Below are 15,983 nucleotides of genomic sequence, written 5' to 3' on the forward strand. Positions count from 1 at the left end.
CAAACCCCGGCAACCCCCCAGGCGCCGGGAAGACGCGGCCCCGCGACCCGATCCCCCCTGGCTCGCGGGGCCGCAGCACGTCCAACTACCTGGCCCGGGGGAACACCACGGCCGAAATGCCCGATCATGGCGGTAGGCGCGGGGCCTGACCAACAACACATGCGGGAGCCCCGACCGCCATGCCACTGTCCAAAGCCCAGCAAGCCGAAGTCGCCGAACGCCGCGTCAAACTCATCCGCCTCCGCCGCCAAGGCATCAGCTTCGACGACCCCCGTATCCTCGCCCTCGGCTACTCCTCCCGCGGCGCCGCCTCCAAAGACCTCGTCCGCGCCCTCAAGGAACGCCGCGACGAACAAGCCGCCGAGATCTCCGTCTACCGGCAGGAAGAGAACGAGCGCCTGGACGCCCTTCTCGAGGTCGCATGGCCCCGCGCCACCACCCCCAGCCCGCTGTTCGACAGGGACGGCAACATCGTCGGCGAAGAACTCGACATGCGGGCCGTTGACACCGTGCTGAAGCTCATGGACCGGCGTGCCAAGCTCAACGGCCTCGATGTGCCCGTCCGTACCGAGCTGTCTGGCCCGGGCGGCGGCGCCGTCCCCCTGGCCGCCGGGACGCTCGAGGAGCTGAACAAGCTGATCGACATCGCCGGGCAGACCGGGCAGGAGGCCGAAGCGCCCAGCGACGAGGACTCTGGTGACGACGGCGACTGATCTCGAGGACTACGACGAGGACCTTGACCAGGAACTCCTCCTGGCGAACTACCGCCGCCTGTCCGTCGTCGAACGCCGCCGCGTCGCCCGCCGTGCCTCACCCGAGCTGCGCCTCCGGTTGGCGCACGAAGAGCGGCAGATGGCCATGGACCGCTCGCCCGGCGCCCTCGCAGCGGTCCTCACCGAGGGCCGCGAGATCCAGGCCCCGCACCTCGACCTCATCGACCAGGCGTTCCGCCGCATCGCAGCAGGGGAACGTCTCCAGGTCATGCTCACCATGCCTCCGAGGCACGGGAAATCGCAGCGCGCCTCTCGCTGGGGCCCGCTGTGGTACCTGCGGCGCCACCCCACACGCCGCGTCATGATCGCCTCCTACGGTGCCGACCTCGCCGACGACCACGGCCGCTGGATCCGCGACCAGCTCAAGGAGTACTCCGACACCCTCGGCATCCGCCTGAACCCCGCCTCTCACGCCGCGAACCGCTTCGACCTGGAGCAGCCCCGCGGCTCCTCCGTACGCGGCGGCATGGTCACCGCCGGTGTCGGCGGAGGACTCACCGGCAAAGGATTCGATCTTGGAATCATCGACGACCCCTTCAAAGGCAACGACGACTCCGGCAGCCCCGCCCAACGCGACCGCGTCTACGACTGGTACCGATCCGTCTTCTACACCCGCCGCGCCCCCGGCGCCTCCATCATCCTGATCAACACACGCTGGCACGAAGACGACCTCTCCGGCCGCCTCCTCCAAAGCGAACCCCACCGCTGGATTCAGATCGACCTCCCCGCCATCGCCGACAGCCCCGACGACCCCCTCGGCCGCCACATCGGCCAAGCCCTCTGGCCATCCCAATACGACGAAGCCGACCTCGCCGACACCCGCGAAACCCTCGGCGAACGCATCTGGTACGCCATGTACCAGCAGAAACCCCGCCCCCTCGAAGGCGGCGTATGGCAATGGGCATGGATCAGCGGCAACCGCCTCAAGCCCGAAGCCTGGCCCGGCATCGACCCCACCCGCGTCGTCGTCGCCGTCGACCACGCCGGCGGCGACTCCCTCCGCAACGACGAAGTCGGCCTGTGCTGCGCCGCCCGCGACCGCAACGGAGACCTGTACATCCTCGACGACCGCTCCCGCACCATGGGCGCCGACACCTGGGGCACCGAAGTCTGCAAGCTCGCCATCGACCGCCAGGCCGACGCCATCATCGTGGAGAACAACTTCGGCGGCGACATGGCCAGACAGATCGTCACCCAGGGCTGGAACGAGCTGGCCAGCGACGGCGAGACCAAGGGCATGCTGATGCCGTCGATCATCGAAGTCCACGCCAAGCAGGGCAAGCGCCTGCGCGCCGAGCCCATCGCCCAGCTCTACAAGCAGGCGCGCGTCCACCACGTTGGCGAGTTCGTCGAACTCGAGGGTCAGATGGTCACCTGGATCCCCGGCATGGACTCCCCGGACCGGATGGACGCCGCCGTGCACGCGCTCACCGAGCTGGCCAATCCGGCAGCGGCGGCCACGGGCAGCAAGCCGTACGCCGACAACCGGCTCTCCGGGCGAAGGTGACGTCCTTGCTGGTCGACAAAGGCAAAGCGTGCCCGACCTGGGATAATTGTCCGGCTCTCCGGGCCTATCAGGGAAGGCGAAGGTTGCCACGGCGGGATCCTACGTGGCTACGGCCGCCAATAGTCGCGGTAGCCGGGCCGGTTCGCGTACACGGCAGCGTCGCGGCGGATCACCGCGTGCAGCGCCGTCGCCTCGGCGCGTGCGGCCCGGTAGGCGGCGGTGTCGTTGTCGCGCATCGCCTGGTCCGTCCGCCCCTCCGCTGCCTTGAACTGGGCGAGCGTCTGTCGCTTGGCGTCGATCTCGCGCAGCACCCGATCTGGATCCCACTTGGAGATGTGGAGGGCGAGTTCGTCGCTGAGCTCCGTCGTAACCTTGGACTCGCCGTCTTCTCGCCGGAGGATCAGGTACCGGGATCCCCAGAGGTACTCGCCGGTCTCGATCCGGTCGTACCCAACTGCGCGGGCCGTCCGCTCGTCTTCGTTGAGCTGCTCGCCGAGCCACTGCACAAGCTTGTCGCTCACGTCTGTTCCTCCTGCTGTACTTTGCGCCAGTCGCTCTCATCGGGCCGTTTGGGCAGTTCGGCACCGTCGCGCCTGACGTACCACTCCCAGAGGGCTTTGGTGATGCCACTACGGTCGCTGCTCGCGGTGCGGGCGGCGGCGTCGAAGTCGTTGACCAGTTCGTCGTCGATGCCGCGTAGGGCCCGCTGCTTGTGGCGGTGTCTGTGCTGTCGTCGGCGTTCTTCTCCGTTGGTCATGGCTTGAAGTGTGGCAGGTGGCTTGCCACCGGTCAAAGGGTCCGGAATGATGGTGGCAAGCCACCAGGTGACAAGGAGAAGAAATGACTATCGCCCCGAGTGCCCTCGCAAAGTACGTCGACGACATTGCCTTCGCCGCCGAGGGGACGGCCGCCACCACTCCGCAGGAGTTCGCCGAACAGTTGGAGGTGGCCGCCGAGAACCTTTCCCGGGCCCACATCAACGGCGCCGAAGACCTGGAGACCGCCGCGACCTATCTCGCCGACGCCATGCGCTCCACCGGAGCCGACCGCCGCGTCCTCCTCGACAAGGCCGTCGAGTACCTGTCCAACGCCCGGGACATGGTCGACGAATACCGCCTCATGGCCTGACCTGCCCGGTGGCATACTGGGCTGCAACGTCGTCACCCGTGGGGTGGCGAAAGCCGAGCCAGGTGACCCGGGGCAGACCGGGAGCCTGGCTCGACGCATTCCGGGGCCAGGGCAACCCCGCCCGCCGTCGCCCGTACCCTGTGGTCAGGCGCGGGGCCTGACTCGGAGAGGGATACCGGTGGGTGGTCTGCGCTCGGTCATCATCCATGCCTGGAGCTGGCTGAACTACAAGCCGATCTACAGCAACGACCTCGGCATGCCCAATCGCAAAGCGTTTCCCGAGTCGGTCGCCATGTGGGTGCCTGCCGAGGACGAGAAGCGCCTCGCCGCCTATAAGCTCCTCGCCGCGTACGACCAGAACCAGGCCGCCGAGCTGGCCGAAGTCGGCGGCGACCTGCACGCGCGAGACCGGCGCGAGTTCGGCGATCCCAGCATGTTCGTCGACACGCTCATGTCCCACGTCCTCGGGCGGGAGCAGCACATCACCGTGCCCGGTGCTGAGGACGACACCGAAGGCGAGCCCACCCCGGAGGCGGCGGCCGCAGCGCGCGTGCAGGAACTTCTGGAGGACTGGGCGGAGGCCGAGCAGCTGCCGATGCGCATGCAGCAGGCCGAACGGAAAGCCGTCACGCTGGGGGACGGGGTGTACCGGCTGGCCTGGGACCCCGGGAAGAAGCGGCCCACCTTGCGCGTCTCGGACCCGGGCTTCTATTTTCCGGTCATCGGCGAGGACGACGACGGCGGCGAGTACCCGAGCAGGGTCCACTTCGCGTGGGAACTGCCCGAGGATCCGAAGCGCGGCCTGAAGGCGCGACTGAGGCGCATCACGTACGAGCTGGACTGGATCCGCCCGGCTACCGCGCCCGGCGTCGACCAGTCCGGGCGCGCCGTACGAGCCCCGCTCCCGCCCCCCGAACTCGAGGACGGCGCCGCAGAGGCCGAGCTGCCGTCGCCCCCGCTCACCCCCGGCGACACCCTCAACCCCGACACCGGCGCCATCTCCCGCATGTACGCGTGGAACGACGAGCCGTCGTACCTCACCTGCTACCTCACCGACGCCACCTGGGAACTCGGCGACATCAAGGGCCCGGTCGACGTCGACTCCCTCCCCGAGGCCAAGGCGACGTTCGCGACCCGCTCCGACGGCGAGGTGTTGCAGCGCCTCGACCTGTTGCTCGACTTCATCCCGGTCGTCCACGTCCCCAACACCGTCCCCCCGGCCGAAGAGCACTGGGGGCAGTCGTCCCTGGCCAAGGTCTTGCAGGTGTTCGACGAACTCGCCGGAGCCGATACCGACAGCAGCCGCGCCTCCGCCACCACCGGCTCGCCCATCATCGGCATCTCCGGCGTCCAAGCAGGCGGCCGCGACGGCGCCCAGATGGACGTCGCCCCCGGCACCGCCTGGAACCTGGGCGAGAACGGGCACCTCACCAGCATCGACACCGCGCCCCAACTCGCCGGGCTCCGCGAGCACGTCCACGACCTCAAAGACCGCGCCGCAAACGTGGCCCGCCTGCCCGCCGTCGCCCTCGGCACCCTCGACCCGTCCAAGGTCCCTTCCGGCTACGCGCTCCAGCTCTCCCTCGGCCCGCTCGACTCCCTCATCGGCGGCATGCGACTCGCCCGCGACCACAAGTACGCCCTCCTCCTGCGATTCGTGCAGCGCCTCTACCTCGCCGGGCAACACCCCGACTGGGCCGGGGTCACCGTCCAGCCCGCACGCATCACCTGGGGCCCCTACACCCCCACCGACAAGCAGTCCGTTCTCGAGCAGGTCACCGCCGGGGTAGACAAGGTCTTCAGCCGCGAGACCGCGGTCCGCATGCTCGCCGAAGCCGGGTTCCCCATCGACGACGTCGCCGCAGAGATCGAGCGGATCGAGTCCCGGCAGTTCGAGCAGGCCAAGGCCCTCGCGGACGCCACCGGCGACGTGAAGGCCGTGGGCGACTTCCTGGGTATCGACATCGACGAGCCGGACACCCCGCCCGCCCCGCAACTACCCCCGGCGCCCGGACAGCAGCCCGAGAACGAGGGCGACGACACCGACCCGACCAGCGAAAACACCCCGCCAGGGCAGACCGGGGGCAACACCGAATGACAATCATGCGATCGTTGATCCAGGCGCGGGGCCGACGGACACTCCTATGGGAGGACGAAGCCCTCATGCGCCGCCCCGCGCTGCACCACCCACACACCGGCCCGGCCACGCCCGGCTGGTCGCACCCCTACGCCCCCAGCCCGTTCAGCCCCATCTGCTACGCCGACGGCGGCGACGGCCCGCAGCCCCCTGCGGCCAGTGCGCCCACCCCAGCTGACGTCGCCGCCCGCGCCCAGCAGCAGAACGGCGTCCACGGTGACGGCGACCCCGGCGGCCAGCCGCGCATCAAGCCCGCCGACCAGCGCGCAGACGCTGACGACCGGCCCCTCATCGACTACCAGACCGGGAAGCCGATGACGCAGGGACGCTTCTCCATGGTCATGACCCGCGAGCACGACAAAGGTCACCGCGAAGCCCTCCGCGCCGTCGCCGAAGCCGCCGGGCTCGACCCCGACCAGATCGACCTGTCCAAGGTCGGCAACATGCTCAAGGACGCCCGCGACACCGCCCGGCAGCGCATGACCGACCTCGAGCGCCGCGAAGCCGACATCGCCGAGGCGCAGCAGCGCGCCGAGCAGGCCACCGCCGCCGCCGCGCAGAGGCAGGCCGAGGCCGAAGCCCGGCTGAGGGAAGCCGAGCAGCGCATCCTCCTCACCGACATGGGCGTGCGCTCCAAGGACCTCGGCGACGTCGCCGCGCTGCTTCGCAACGACCTCGCCGGTGTCGACAACCCGACCGCCGAGCAGATCAAGGAAGCGGCCGAAGCGCTCAAGGAACGCCGCCCCAGTGACTTCGGCGGCCCAGCCCCCGACGAGCAGCGGCCCACCACACCTCCCGCGCCCGGCGGGGCCCCCGCCAGTGGGCAGCAGCCCCGCACCCCCGCACCGGCCAAGGACGCCGTCCGGCAGGAAGCCCGCCGACGCGCAGTCGAAATGGGCCTACGCGCCGCAGACGACGCCGCCTAACCAGCGGCCCGGCAGACCAGGGACCACGCCCTCACCCCACGTGGACGGCACCCCCTAGTGGTGCCCTCACCACAACTCGCATCTCGCGAAAGGGGCTACGGCGTGGACATCCAGCCGTACACCACCACGGAAACCCTCGCCGTCGGACGGCCGTGGCTGATGAGCATGCTCGGCATCGAGGCCAACGTCACCGTCACCCTCGACCTGACCGCGTTCGATCAGAACCTGCACTGGACCGAAGCCTCCGCCTACCAGCCCGAGCGGAAGCTGAAGTCCGGCATCCCGCTGGGCAAGAACACCACCAGCGGCCTGTACGAGCCGTACGCCGCGGTCACCAACGAGGTCCAGACCGTCACCATCACCGGCGGCCCGACCGGCGGAACCTTCACCCTCACCTACTCCGGCCAGACCACCGCGGCGATCGCGTACAACGCCACCGCCGCGGCCGTGCAGACCGCCCTCGAGGCGCTGTCGAACGTCAACCCCGGCGACATGACGGTCACCGGTAACGCGGGCGGCCCGTACACGGTCACCTTCGGCGGCCAGTACCTCGGCGACAACGTCGCCCAGATGACCGCCACCGGATCCTTCACCGGCGGCTCCAGCCCGGCGGTCGCCGTGGCCACCACCACCGCAGGCGGCACCGCCACCGCGAGCGACGGCACCCAGACCTTCCGCGGGTTCCTCTTCACCGAGGTGTCCTTCGCGCCCGGCGCCACGAAGGTCGCCGCGCCGCTCATGGTCCACGGCCAGATCGACGTGGCCAAGCTCCCGGTCGCGTTCGACCCGGCCGACGCGCCCGCCGGATCCAACACTCAGTTCGTCTACAAGGTCTGATCAGGAGAACCCGACATGCCGAACGACATGCTGGAGCTCCTGCTCCGCGACCTCAGCCCGACCCAGATCCAGGCGTTCGTCCGGGAAATCCAGACCCCGGCCGACTACGCCCTGACCCTGTCGGTCATGCCCGAACGCACCATCGACTCCGTGAAGTGGGAGACCCGCGGTACCCGCCGACGCGTCGCCGCCGCCTCCTACCGCGCGTGGGACGCCCAGACCAAGGTCGCAACGCGTGAGATCACGCAGTTCGCGACCTCCGGGAAGCTCCTGCCGCTGGGCCAGAAGTACATCGTCGGCGAGTTCGAGACCATCCTCGAAAACCTCGACCGCGGCATGGACAGCCGCGACCTCGTCCGAGCCGTCTACGACGACGTCGGCGCGCACGTCCTGTCCATCAAGAAGCGCCTCGAACTGGCCGTCGGCGACCTTCTGGTCGACGGAAAGTTCTCCCTCGTCGGCGAGAACGGCCTCACCCTCGAGGCCGACTACAAGGTCCCGGCCGCGAACATGCCGACCGCGCCCACACCGTGGACCGACCCCACCGCCGACATGCTCGGCGACGAGATGCGCTGGATCGAGGTCCTGCGCGCCTCCGGGGCACCGGCCCCCGCCCGCGCCTTCACGTCCTACAAGACGATGGCGCTCGCCATGGGCAACGACTCCTACCGGGCCGCCTACTACGGCAGCGTCAACTCGGCGTCGACCATCCCCACCGCGGTCCTCGCACCGAACGAAGTCAACGTGGTCCGCACCCGCTACGGCCTGCCGCCGATCACCCCGTACGACGTGAAGATCGAGCTGGACAACGGCACCGATGTGCGGCCGCTGCCGGAGAACATGTTCTTCCTGCTGCCGCCGAACCCCGCCCAGTGGGCCGAGACCCAGTACGGACTCACGGCAGACGGGCTGATCCTCGCCCGAGGCGGGAACCCGGCCATCGAGCGCGAGGACGCCCCCGGCATCGTCGTCACCCGCGGCTACCAGGACGACCCGCCGCAGGTGTGGACGAAGGGCTCCGCGTCCGCGCTGCCGGTCATGTACACCCCGGACATCCACATCGCCGCGACGGTGTGGTGAGCCATGACCCAGCTCGCGAGCACCGTGTACGTCCAGGACCCGGAGACCCACCAGACCGTCCGCCTGGAGCCGGGAACCAACCCGCCGTCCCGGCTGGCAGCGCTGGTGACGAACCCGGCCGCATGGGTGGACGGCAAGCTGCCGACCGCCGCGAAGAAGGCCCAGGCGGGCGACGGAGACCAGGGAAACGGCCAGGGCGACGGCTCTGGCGGTGCCTCGGATTCCGACGCTGACACCGAGGGCACCAAGCCGGTCGCCGCGAAGAAGGCGGCGGCCACCCGACCGGCCCGGGGCCGGAGGTCAGCTGACGAGGGCGGCAGCTGACGCTGGGGTGCGGGCCCGCGGCTGGGGCGCCACCGGGCCCGCACCCCACACCCCTTCCCTTCCCGCTCGACCTGGAGGTGACAGGTGGACGCCAACGTCCGCGCGTGGCTGACGGCGCAGCTCGGCACAGCCACCAACCTCGCCGACCTAGACCTGCGCTACACCCGCCTCGGCACAGCGCGCTCCGTGGCGATCGAGGTGCTGTACGAGCGCAAGGCCGCCCTCGTCAACGAGCAGCCCGCCTCCGTCAACGTCAGCTCCGTCGTCGGGGTCACTTACACCGAGAACATCTGGCCCTCGAGCGGCAGATCGCCGCCCTCGAGACTGGCCAGCCACCGGCACCCGACGACCCGACACCCCCGGCCGACGACACCAGCAGCACCGGCTTCTCCGCCATCCAGCTCCGCGAACGGCCCCGCCGATGACCACGCCAGTCCGCCGCCGCACCCTCCGGGCCCGCCTCCTGGCCTACATCACGGACGCCACCGCGCGGCTTCAGGCGGCCTGGCGGATCCTCACCACCGCGCAGAACGCACTCCTGACCGCCCTGGCCGCGATCCGGCCCGGCAACGGCCGCGGCATCAGCGCCCGCATCCGCACCGCCACCACCGTCTTCCAGCGCGCCCTCGCCGCATTCGACCGGGCCGCCACAGCCTTCGCCGAACGCTGGGCCGTCAGCGACCTCCCCCTCATCTACCGCGAGGGAGCCTGGACGATGCTCGACAACGCCGACCAGGACCAAGGCCTGTTCGCCTGGACCGACCGGCACCGCGCCGCGGTCACCGCCGCCTCCGCCCAGTACTACGCCGACATCACCAGCCGCATCCAAGAGGCCCTGCGCCGCGCCCGCGCGTTCCTCCGCGCCGCCCTGGCCGCAGCCCGCAACACCGCTACGACTCCCTTCGACGCCGAGGCGCTGCGCCGCGAGCACCCGCTGGACACGGTGATCTACGGCGCCCGCACCCGCTACCCGGCCGACGCATGGGCGCACGCCGCGGTCACCTGGCAGGCCGTCACCACCGCCAACACGGGCGCAGCCCGCGCCGCGCTGGACGAGCTGGGCTGCGAATGGGTCGAGGTTCGTGACGGGCCGGACTGCGGCTGGGAGTCCCACGATGATCCGGACCGCGCGAACCGCACCCTGCGCACCGTCCAGGACGCCCTCGCCCATCCATCCGCGCATCCCCACTGCGCGCGCGAGCTACTTCCCCGCCTCGATCTCATCGGCCGTACCGAGATCCGCTCCGGAGCCCTGCTGTGAAGCCGCAGGACGCTCAGACCGTTCACTCCGGACACGGAGTCCCCTCCGAGACCACCCTCTGGCGCATCAACGCGTGGCTGGAGGCCAACGGCATCGACCCCTGCCTTGTCCTGGCCGAGCGCCCCATCTACGTACTCGCCGTCGCCAACGGCACCATCCAAGGCGGCCTGCCCTGGCTCATCGACGTCATCGTCTTCCACCAGTACTACGAGCACCCGGACGGCACCCGCGAGCTGAACTTCATCACCCACGAGGCCGTGTCCTTCCAGCGCACGGTTCCCCTCCAAGTTCCCTTCCCGGCCGACCCCACGACGGACGACGAAGGAGCAATCGATGGCGAAGCTGACCAGCAAGCAGAGGAAGAAGCTGCCGAAGTCCAAGTTCGCGCTGCCCGGCAAGCGGGCGTACCCCGTGGACACGAAGGCCAGAGCGAGGAACGCGCTGGCCAGGGTGAGCCAACACGGATCGAAGGCGCAGCAGAAGAAGGTACGCGCCGCGGTGACGAAGCGGTACCCGAGCCTGAAGAAGTCCGGCGGAAGCCGGAGGAAGAAGTAGCCCCATGACCAGGTCTAAGGCCGCAATGCCCGATGCGCTGCTCGTCGCAGGGCGCGCACTGCACGAGATCACTCTCGCGCACTACTCCATCACCATGCCTGATTCACCGGCGACGCGGTGGGCGGACCTCTCAGAGCCTTCGCGTCGCTCCTACCGGGTCCTTGCACAAAAGGCAGCAGAGGCGCCGACGTTCGAAGACTTCTACGCTTTCACGACCCTCGCAGAGAGCTTGGCGGGCTTGGAGTGTCCCTCTGCCCACGAGGACACCGAGAGGACCCGAGGAGCACGCGCACAGTACGCCCTGGTCCGGCATCTGACGTCCATCGAACCGGAAACCCCGTGACCGAGCAGCCCACCGAGCCGCAAGCGTACGGCGTCCGCATCGAAGCCCAGCCCGGGCATGCCGAGATCCGTCTCGGTGGGGTGGCGCTGCCCGCAGGTCAGGTCACCGGCTACACGCTCTCCCATTCGGTGGCGGATGCTCTGCCTACGCTGCTGCTGCGCACCCGGCACCCGGACGGCGCGGTGTGGGAGGGGCTGGCCCGGGTCGCGGTCGGGGTGGAGAAGACGCCCGAGGAGCTGGTCGCCGGATGGCTCGCCGAGGTCGATCCCGTGCTGCTGGACCAGGCCGCGCTCAACCGGGCCGACTACGGCGGCGGGCCCGGCGCCACCGCGCGTGCCATGCTCGCCACCCTCATCGACTGGGCGCAGGGGAGGGGGGCCTGATGGCAGGGATCGACCTGTCGGGGATCGCGAAGCTGATCGAGGGCATGGTGCTGCTCGACACCGTCCGCTTCTCCCGGCCCGCCAGCGGCGCACCCGTCTTCGACCAGACCACGGGCGAGTACGTGTACCCGGAGGCTGAGGTCGTGTACGAGGGCCCGGGTGCCGTGCAGCCCGCTGGAACGCCTGCCGAAGTGATCGCTCTTCCCGTGGCGAACCTGCCGTGGGTGGATGAGACCCGGTCGAAGTACCGTGCCCTGACGCCGCTGTCGGCCCCGATCGCTGAGCGGGACATGCTGGTGTCCGTGATCGCCGTGCACCCGGGTGGGGACGTAGCGCTGATCGGCCGCCAGTGGCGGGTGCAGGACCCGGGCGGCGTCGGAACGCTGAACGCGGTCCGGATCACAGCGCTGGACCAGGTGCAGCAGACCCGGGAGACCAGCTGATGGACTTGGACGAGCTGGGCGACCGCCTCGAGGAGGCAGCCGACCGGGTGGGCCCGGAGCTGAACCGCACCGTGCAGCAGCAGGCCCGGCTCGCGCGCGCCTTGATCCGGGAACGGGCATCAGGGCGCCCCGGCCCGAACATCATCACCGGTGCCTACGTCGCCTCCTGGCAGATCGAGCCGTTCGCCGTACCGGATGGGGGTGGGGCAGAGGTCGGCACCCGCAAGCCCCAGGGCAGGCGCCTCGAGTTCGGCTTCTACGACATGACGGACAGCATCGGCCGCCACTTCTTCCAGGTCCCCCGGCCGCACGTCGAGCCCGCAGTGAACGAACTGTCACCCGAGTACGAGGCCGCGTTCGCGGACGCGCTGGACCGCATCTTCGGAGGTGGGGCGTGATTCAGCGCCAGCTGGTCACCAAAGGCGTCGCGCAGCTGCTGGTGACAGTGACAGGGAAGCCGGTCGGGGTTGGGAAGGTTCCGATCAACCCGGCTACGGGGCAGCCGTACCCGCCGCCATACACCCTGCTGTACCCGCTGGACCACAATTCGACGGACGGCACGCTCGCTGACCGTGGCGCCGCAGCCGTCAGCACCTACCAGGCCACGTTCGTGTCCGGCCCGACCCCCGGACAGGCGACCAGCGCTGGCATGGTGGAGCAGGCCGAGTGGCTGGCAGACAAGGGCCGCACCGGCATCATGGCCCGCCCAGCGGACGGCGGCCCCGGATACCTGAACGCGCTCACGATCCCGGGTGTGAACTGCTTCTACCGGGAGGCATTCGATGCCGGGGCAACGTCCGACCAGAACGATGCCATCATGACCACAGTGATCCGTTTCCGGCTCTATCTGGAGACAGCCGCCTGACCATCAGGCGCGCGCGAGACCGCACCGCGGCGGACCCACGCGGACGCCACTCACGTAGTGTCGCCACAACGACACGTGTAGCAGGGGCCCCGCTTGGCCCCTATCCGCGAGGGGCCACCATGGCAAGGTTCAACCGCAAGGGCACCACCAAGATCTACTTTCTGCCGACCATCGCCTCGACAGCGCTGCTGCCGACGTCCGCAGAGATCACCGCAGGGACCAACTACACCCAGCAGATCAACGCGATCGACGGCTTCTCGCTGGAGAACCAGCCCATCGAGACGCCGGACATGGGCAGCACGTTCGTGAGCAAGATCGGCGGTGACGACTCGGCCGCCGACAGTTCGCTGACCTTCTACGAGGACAGCACCCTCGACGACATCGAGACCGACCTCGCCAAGGGCACCTCCGGCTTCGTCGTTCTCTTCAGCAAGGGCAACGCGCCGTCCACGAAGGGCATGGACGTCTTCCCGGTCACGGTCGTCAGCAACAGCAAGGCGTACACCGCCGACAACGAGGCCGCGAAGATCACCGTGCAGTTCACGATCACGGCCCGCCCGGTCTTCAACCAGACCGTCCCGTCGTCCTGACCCGTCACGCCCCATCCAGCCCCCGGCCGGGCCCCGGCGTACACGGGAAGGGTGCCGCCAGCCCCCGGCCGGGCCCCGGCGTACACGGGAAGGGTGCCGCCGGCGCCCGGCCGGGCCTTCCCCACGGAGACCCCCAATGACCGTCAGCAAGACCCCCGAGCAGCAGTGGGCCGCCACCCAGAAGCGCCTCGATGGACTCAAGCCCGCCGTCGCTCGCTTCACCATCTGCGACGACCTCGACCTCCGCTCCCGCCTCGCCCAGGCCAAGGAGGATGCCGCCGACGCCGAGAACCTGCTGCGCAACCTGACCGCCGACGACGCGCCGAACCGGATGCTGTACGAGCAGCGCGCCGAAACCGCCCGCACCGCGCTGGCCGAAGCGCAGAAGGCGTTCGACGCGAAGGCCGTCGTCCTGCGCTTCACCGCAATCCCCCGCCGGGAACTGGAGGAACTTCAGGCCAAGCACCCGGCCAGCGAGCAGGAAGAGTCCGAGGGCGCCGACTTCTCCATCAACACCTTCGCCCCCGCGCTGATCTCCGCCGCGTCACTGGACGGCATGCCCGTCGACTACGCCCAGCACTGCATGGACACCTGGTCCTCCGCCGACGCCCGCGGCCTGTGGCAGGCCGCCTGGAGCATCCAGCACGCTGCGCGGACCGACCTGGGAAAAGGCTGATCGATGACCCAGCGTTCCGCCTGGAGATGGAGCTGTGCGACCGCTGGGGCATCCCTCACAGCGTCTTCCGTGGCCACGGGGACGGCACCTGGACCGACCTCGACCGGCGCAAGGCCATCGCCTACGCCACCTACGCCCGCACGGTGTGCTCGCAGTGCGGCACCCGGGCCGAGGAGTGGGACGAAGCCACCGGGGGCGATGAGGACGCCTACACCGCCATCACTCACCGGTGCGTCGGCTGCCAGATCCTCGCCGACAAGCAGACCACCGTCCCCAACGGCGACGAGGGGCACGGCGTGAAGGTGCTGCTGATCCCCACCAGCGTCCACGCCGCCATCCAGATCGCCCGCGCCCACACCAGCCACCACTAGCCGCAGAAGGGAGGAGGGCCCGATGTCCCAGTGGAACCTGTCCGTACGCCTCACCGGCCAGGGCACCAGCCTGACCCGCACCCTGCGGGACGCCTCCCGTGAGGCCCGGGCCCTCTCCCGGGACATCAATGCCGCACGCCGCGACCTCAACCAACTCCAGCGGGCAGGCAGCCGGTCGATCCGGATTGGCGTACGCCTCGACGCGAACCGGCTGCGCGCCGATGTCCAGCGCGCCGTCCGCCAGGCCGGAACCGGCAGCGGCATCACCATCCCTCTGCGGGTCGATGGCAGTCGCCTGCGGGCCGACATCCGTCGGCACATCAGCGGAGCCGGAACAGGCCAGGGACTCAACATCCGGCTGGGGATCGACGCGACCCGGCTACGTCGCGACGTGCAGGGCGCACTCACCGCAGCCGGTGCGGGCCAGGGATTGAATGTCCGGCTCGGGATCGACGCGGCCAGCCTGCGGCGTGACGTACAGACAGCGCTGACGACCGCCGGAACAGGGCAAGGCATCCGTGTCCCGCTGAACGTGGACGCCGACCACCTGCGGGACGAGGTACAGGCGGCCCTCACCTCGGCCGGGGCTGGCCAAGGTCTGGGCGTGTCCCTGCACCTGACGGACACCATGCAGCTGCGCCGCGACGTCACGGCCGCGGTTCGCTGGGCCTCGATGGGCCACCGCATCGAAATCCCTCTGGTCCTGGGCAACCGCATGGGGCTGCGCCGAGACGTTTCGGATGCGGTGCGCTGGGCGTCGATGAATCAGACCATCACCGTGCGGGTCCGCGCCGACACCAGCGACCTCGGCGACCTGACCAACATCATCAACCAGCCCTCCGGCGGGGGAGGCGGCGGAGGCGCGGGCGGTGCTCTGCAAGGTCTGCTGATGCTCTCCCCGGCCGCGATCCCTCTGCTGGCGGGTCTGTCCGCGAACCTTGCCCCGCTCGCCGGGCAGTTCGCCGTCGGGGGCACGGCCGCTGCCGCGTTCGGGATCGCCCTGGCCGGGCAGATCGGGCCGCTCGGCGAGGTCGCCGACGCCGAGAAGAAATACCAGGACGCGATCACCGAGCACGGCCAGACCTCGAAAGAGGCGATGGAGGCCCAGCGCGCCTACCAGCAGCAGCTCACCAAGCTGCCGCCGGAGACACAGAAGGCCGCGATCGCCGTGTCGCAGCTGAAGAAGGACTTCACCGGCTGGTCCGACGACATGTCCGGGTTCACCATGGGCCCGGTCACCAAGGGCATCACCGTCCTCGACGAACTCATCCCGCGCCTCACACCGCACGTGAAGTCCGCCTCCACCGAACTGGACCGGCTCGTCACCGTCGCCGGAGGGGCCATCGAAACCCCGGGCTTCGACGCGATGGCCGACAAGTTCTCCGACTTCACCGACCGGCAGCTGGAAGAGATGACCGACGGCGTCATCCACTTCATGCGGCTCCTGTCCGAAGGGGAGGCCCCTGGTGGCGGGCCGATCTCCGAGTTCATGGCCTACGCCCGGGAGAACGGGCCCGAAGCACGCGAGGCCATCAGCGCGATCTCCGACGCCATCGTCACGCTTCTGCGGGGCGCGTCCGAAGCCGGGCCGAGCATGCTCACGCTGGTCACCGCCGTGGCCCGCCTGGTCGCCGCACTGCCCCCGGAGCTGGTGGGGATCATCATTCAGGTTGGCACCGCGCTGAAGTTGTTGCAGTTGTCCGGGGCGGGGATGGCCGCGCTCGCCGGGGGGCTCGGCCGGGTCCGCGCCCAGATCACCGGGCTGGCCACCGCGTCCGCGGCCG

Annotated in this window: 20 protein-coding genes and 1 pseudogene; 19 read left to right on the forward strand and 2 right to left on the reverse strand. The window is 69.8% G+C overall.

The window, feature by feature from the left end; translation table 11 throughout:
- Positions 1-179: 179 nt before the first annotated feature.
- Both SSOG_RS46355 and SSOG_RS46360 read left to right on the forward strand, forming a co-directional pair.
- Positions 180-713 (forward strand): hypothetical protein, encoded by a 534-nt coding sequence (locus SSOG_RS46355; protein WP_009721261.1) that lies wholly within the window; start codon positions 180-182, stop codon positions 711-713.
- Positions 697-2,280 carry a terminase large subunit domain-containing protein gene (locus tag SSOG_RS46360; protein ID WP_106516747.1) on the forward strand — a complete coding sequence of 528 codons (1,584 nt, stop codon included), beginning with the start codon at positions 697-699 and terminating at the stop codon, positions 2,278-2,280. Before SSOG_RS46355 ends, SSOG_RS46360 begins: the two co-directional genes overlap by 17 nt.
- 107 nt (positions 2,281-2,387) lie before the next feature.
- On the opposite strand, the gene SSOG_RS47470 is transcribed toward SSOG_RS46360, so the two are convergent.
- Positions 2,388-2,801 (reverse strand): DUF6221 family protein, encoded by a 414-nt coding sequence (locus SSOG_RS47470; protein WP_009721263.1) that lies wholly within the window; start codon positions 2,799-2,801, stop codon positions 2,388-2,390.
- Complete coding sequence (locus tag SSOG_RS46370; RefSeq protein ID WP_039942969.1) at positions 2,798-3,037, reverse strand: hypothetical protein; 240 nt, start codon at positions 3,035-3,037, stop codon at positions 2,798-2,800. The genes SSOG_RS47470 and SSOG_RS46370 overlap by 4 nt, the downstream gene beginning before the upstream one ends.
- 83 nt (positions 3,038-3,120) lie before the next feature.
- Between SSOG_RS46370 and SSOG_RS46375 the strand changes: the two genes are divergently transcribed.
- The 17 genes and pseudogenes from SSOG_RS46375 to SSOG_RS46455 form a co-directional block, all read left to right on the forward strand.
- Complete coding sequence (locus tag SSOG_RS46375) at positions 3,121-3,408, forward strand: hypothetical protein (RefSeq protein ID WP_039942970.1); 288 nt, start codon at positions 3,121-3,123, stop codon at positions 3,406-3,408.
- A 178-nt stretch (positions 3,409-3,586) separates the two neighbouring features.
- Complete coding sequence (locus SSOG_RS46380) at positions 3,587-5,506, forward strand: hypothetical protein (RefSeq protein WP_039942971.1); 1,920 nt, start codon at positions 3,587-3,589, stop codon at positions 5,504-5,506.
- A gap of 5 nt (positions 5,507-5,511) precedes the next feature.
- Positions 5,512-6,471 carry a phage scaffolding protein gene (locus SSOG_RS46385; RefSeq protein ID WP_154686150.1) on the forward strand — a complete coding sequence of 320 codons (960 nt, stop codon included), beginning with the start codon at positions 5,512-5,514 and terminating at the stop codon, positions 6,469-6,471.
- Positions 6,472-6,573: 102 nt separating this feature from the next.
- Entirely contained in the window at positions 6,574-7,308 is a 735-nt protein-coding gene (locus tag SSOG_RS46390; protein WP_039942974.1) for a hypothetical protein, read from the forward strand.
- A gap of 15 nt (positions 7,309-7,323) precedes the next feature.
- The gene (locus tag SSOG_RS46395; RefSeq protein ID WP_009721268.1) at positions 7,324-8,388 is read left to right on the forward strand and encodes a major capsid protein; all 1,065 of its coding nucleotides are present in this window, start codon (positions 7,324-7,326) and stop codon (positions 8,386-8,388) included.
- 3 nt (positions 8,389-8,391) lie between these two features.
- On the forward strand, positions 8,392-8,712 hold the full coding sequence (locus SSOG_RS46400) for a hypothetical protein (RefSeq protein WP_009721269.1): 321 nt from the start codon (positions 8,392-8,394) through the stop codon (positions 8,710-8,712).
- 421 nt (positions 8,713-9,133) lie between these two features.
- Positions 9,134-9,973, forward strand: a complete 840-nt coding sequence (locus SSOG_RS47475) for a hypothetical protein (RefSeq protein ID WP_009721270.1) — start codon at positions 9,134-9,136, stop codon at positions 9,971-9,973.
- On the forward strand, positions 9,970-10,536 hold the full coding sequence (locus tag SSOG_RS53005) for a hypothetical protein (RefSeq protein WP_154686151.1): 567 nt from the start codon (positions 9,970-9,972) through the stop codon (positions 10,534-10,536). Before SSOG_RS47475 ends, SSOG_RS53005 begins: the two co-directional genes overlap by 4 nt.
- A complete protein-coding gene (locus SSOG_RS46415) occupies positions 10,533-10,871 on the forward strand; it encodes a hypothetical protein (protein WP_039942976.1) in 339 nt (112 codons plus the stop codon). The genes SSOG_RS53005 and SSOG_RS46415 overlap by 4 nt, the downstream gene beginning before the upstream one ends.
- A complete protein-coding gene (locus tag SSOG_RS46420) occupies positions 10,868-11,254 on the forward strand; it encodes a hypothetical protein (RefSeq protein WP_039942977.1) in 387 nt (128 codons plus the stop codon). The genes SSOG_RS46415 and SSOG_RS46420 overlap by 4 nt, the downstream gene beginning before the upstream one ends.
- Positions 11,254-11,697, forward strand: coding sequence for a DUF6093 family protein (locus SSOG_RS46425; RefSeq protein WP_039942978.1), 444 nt, complete (start codon positions 11,254-11,256; stop codon positions 11,695-11,697). The genes SSOG_RS46420 and SSOG_RS46425 overlap by 1 nt, the downstream gene beginning before the upstream one ends.
- The gene (locus SSOG_RS46430; protein WP_039942980.1) at positions 11,697-12,095 is read left to right on the forward strand and encodes an HK97 gp10 family phage protein; all 399 of its coding nucleotides are present in this window, start codon (positions 11,697-11,699) and stop codon (positions 12,093-12,095) included. The genes SSOG_RS46425 and SSOG_RS46430 overlap by 1 nt, the downstream gene beginning before the upstream one ends.
- Positions 12,092-12,562 (forward strand): hypothetical protein, encoded by a 471-nt coding sequence (locus SSOG_RS57315; RefSeq protein WP_009721274.1) that lies wholly within the window; start codon positions 12,092-12,094, stop codon positions 12,560-12,562. The genes SSOG_RS46430 and SSOG_RS57315 overlap by 4 nt, the downstream gene beginning before the upstream one ends.
- A gap of 119 nt (positions 12,563-12,681) precedes the next feature.
- Positions 12,682-13,152 carry a phage tail tube protein gene (locus tag SSOG_RS57320; RefSeq protein WP_039942910.1) on the forward strand — a complete coding sequence of 157 codons (471 nt, stop codon included), beginning with the start codon at positions 12,682-12,684 and terminating at the stop codon, positions 13,150-13,152.
- A gap of 136 nt (positions 13,153-13,288) precedes the next feature.
- A complete protein-coding gene (locus tag SSOG_RS46445) occupies positions 13,289-13,828 on the forward strand; it encodes an efflux RND transporter periplasmic adaptor subunit (protein ID WP_009721276.1) in 540 nt (179 codons plus the stop codon).
- A gap of 26 nt (positions 13,829-13,854) precedes the next feature.
- On the forward strand, positions 13,855-14,199 hold the full coding sequence (locus tag SSOG_RS46450) for a hypothetical protein (protein WP_039942914.1): 345 nt from the start codon (positions 13,855-13,857) through the stop codon (positions 14,197-14,199).
- A gap of 22 nt (positions 14,200-14,221) precedes the next feature.
- Positions 14,222-15,983 (forward strand): annotated as a pseudogene (locus SSOG_RS46455) (hypothetical protein); the annotation flags it as partial.

It is taken from the genome of Streptomyces himastatinicus ATCC 53653, assembly GCF_000158915.1.
In the GTDB taxonomy this organism is placed as follows: Bacteria; Actinomycetota; Actinomycetes; order Streptomycetales; family Streptomycetaceae; genus Streptomyces; species Streptomyces himastatinicus.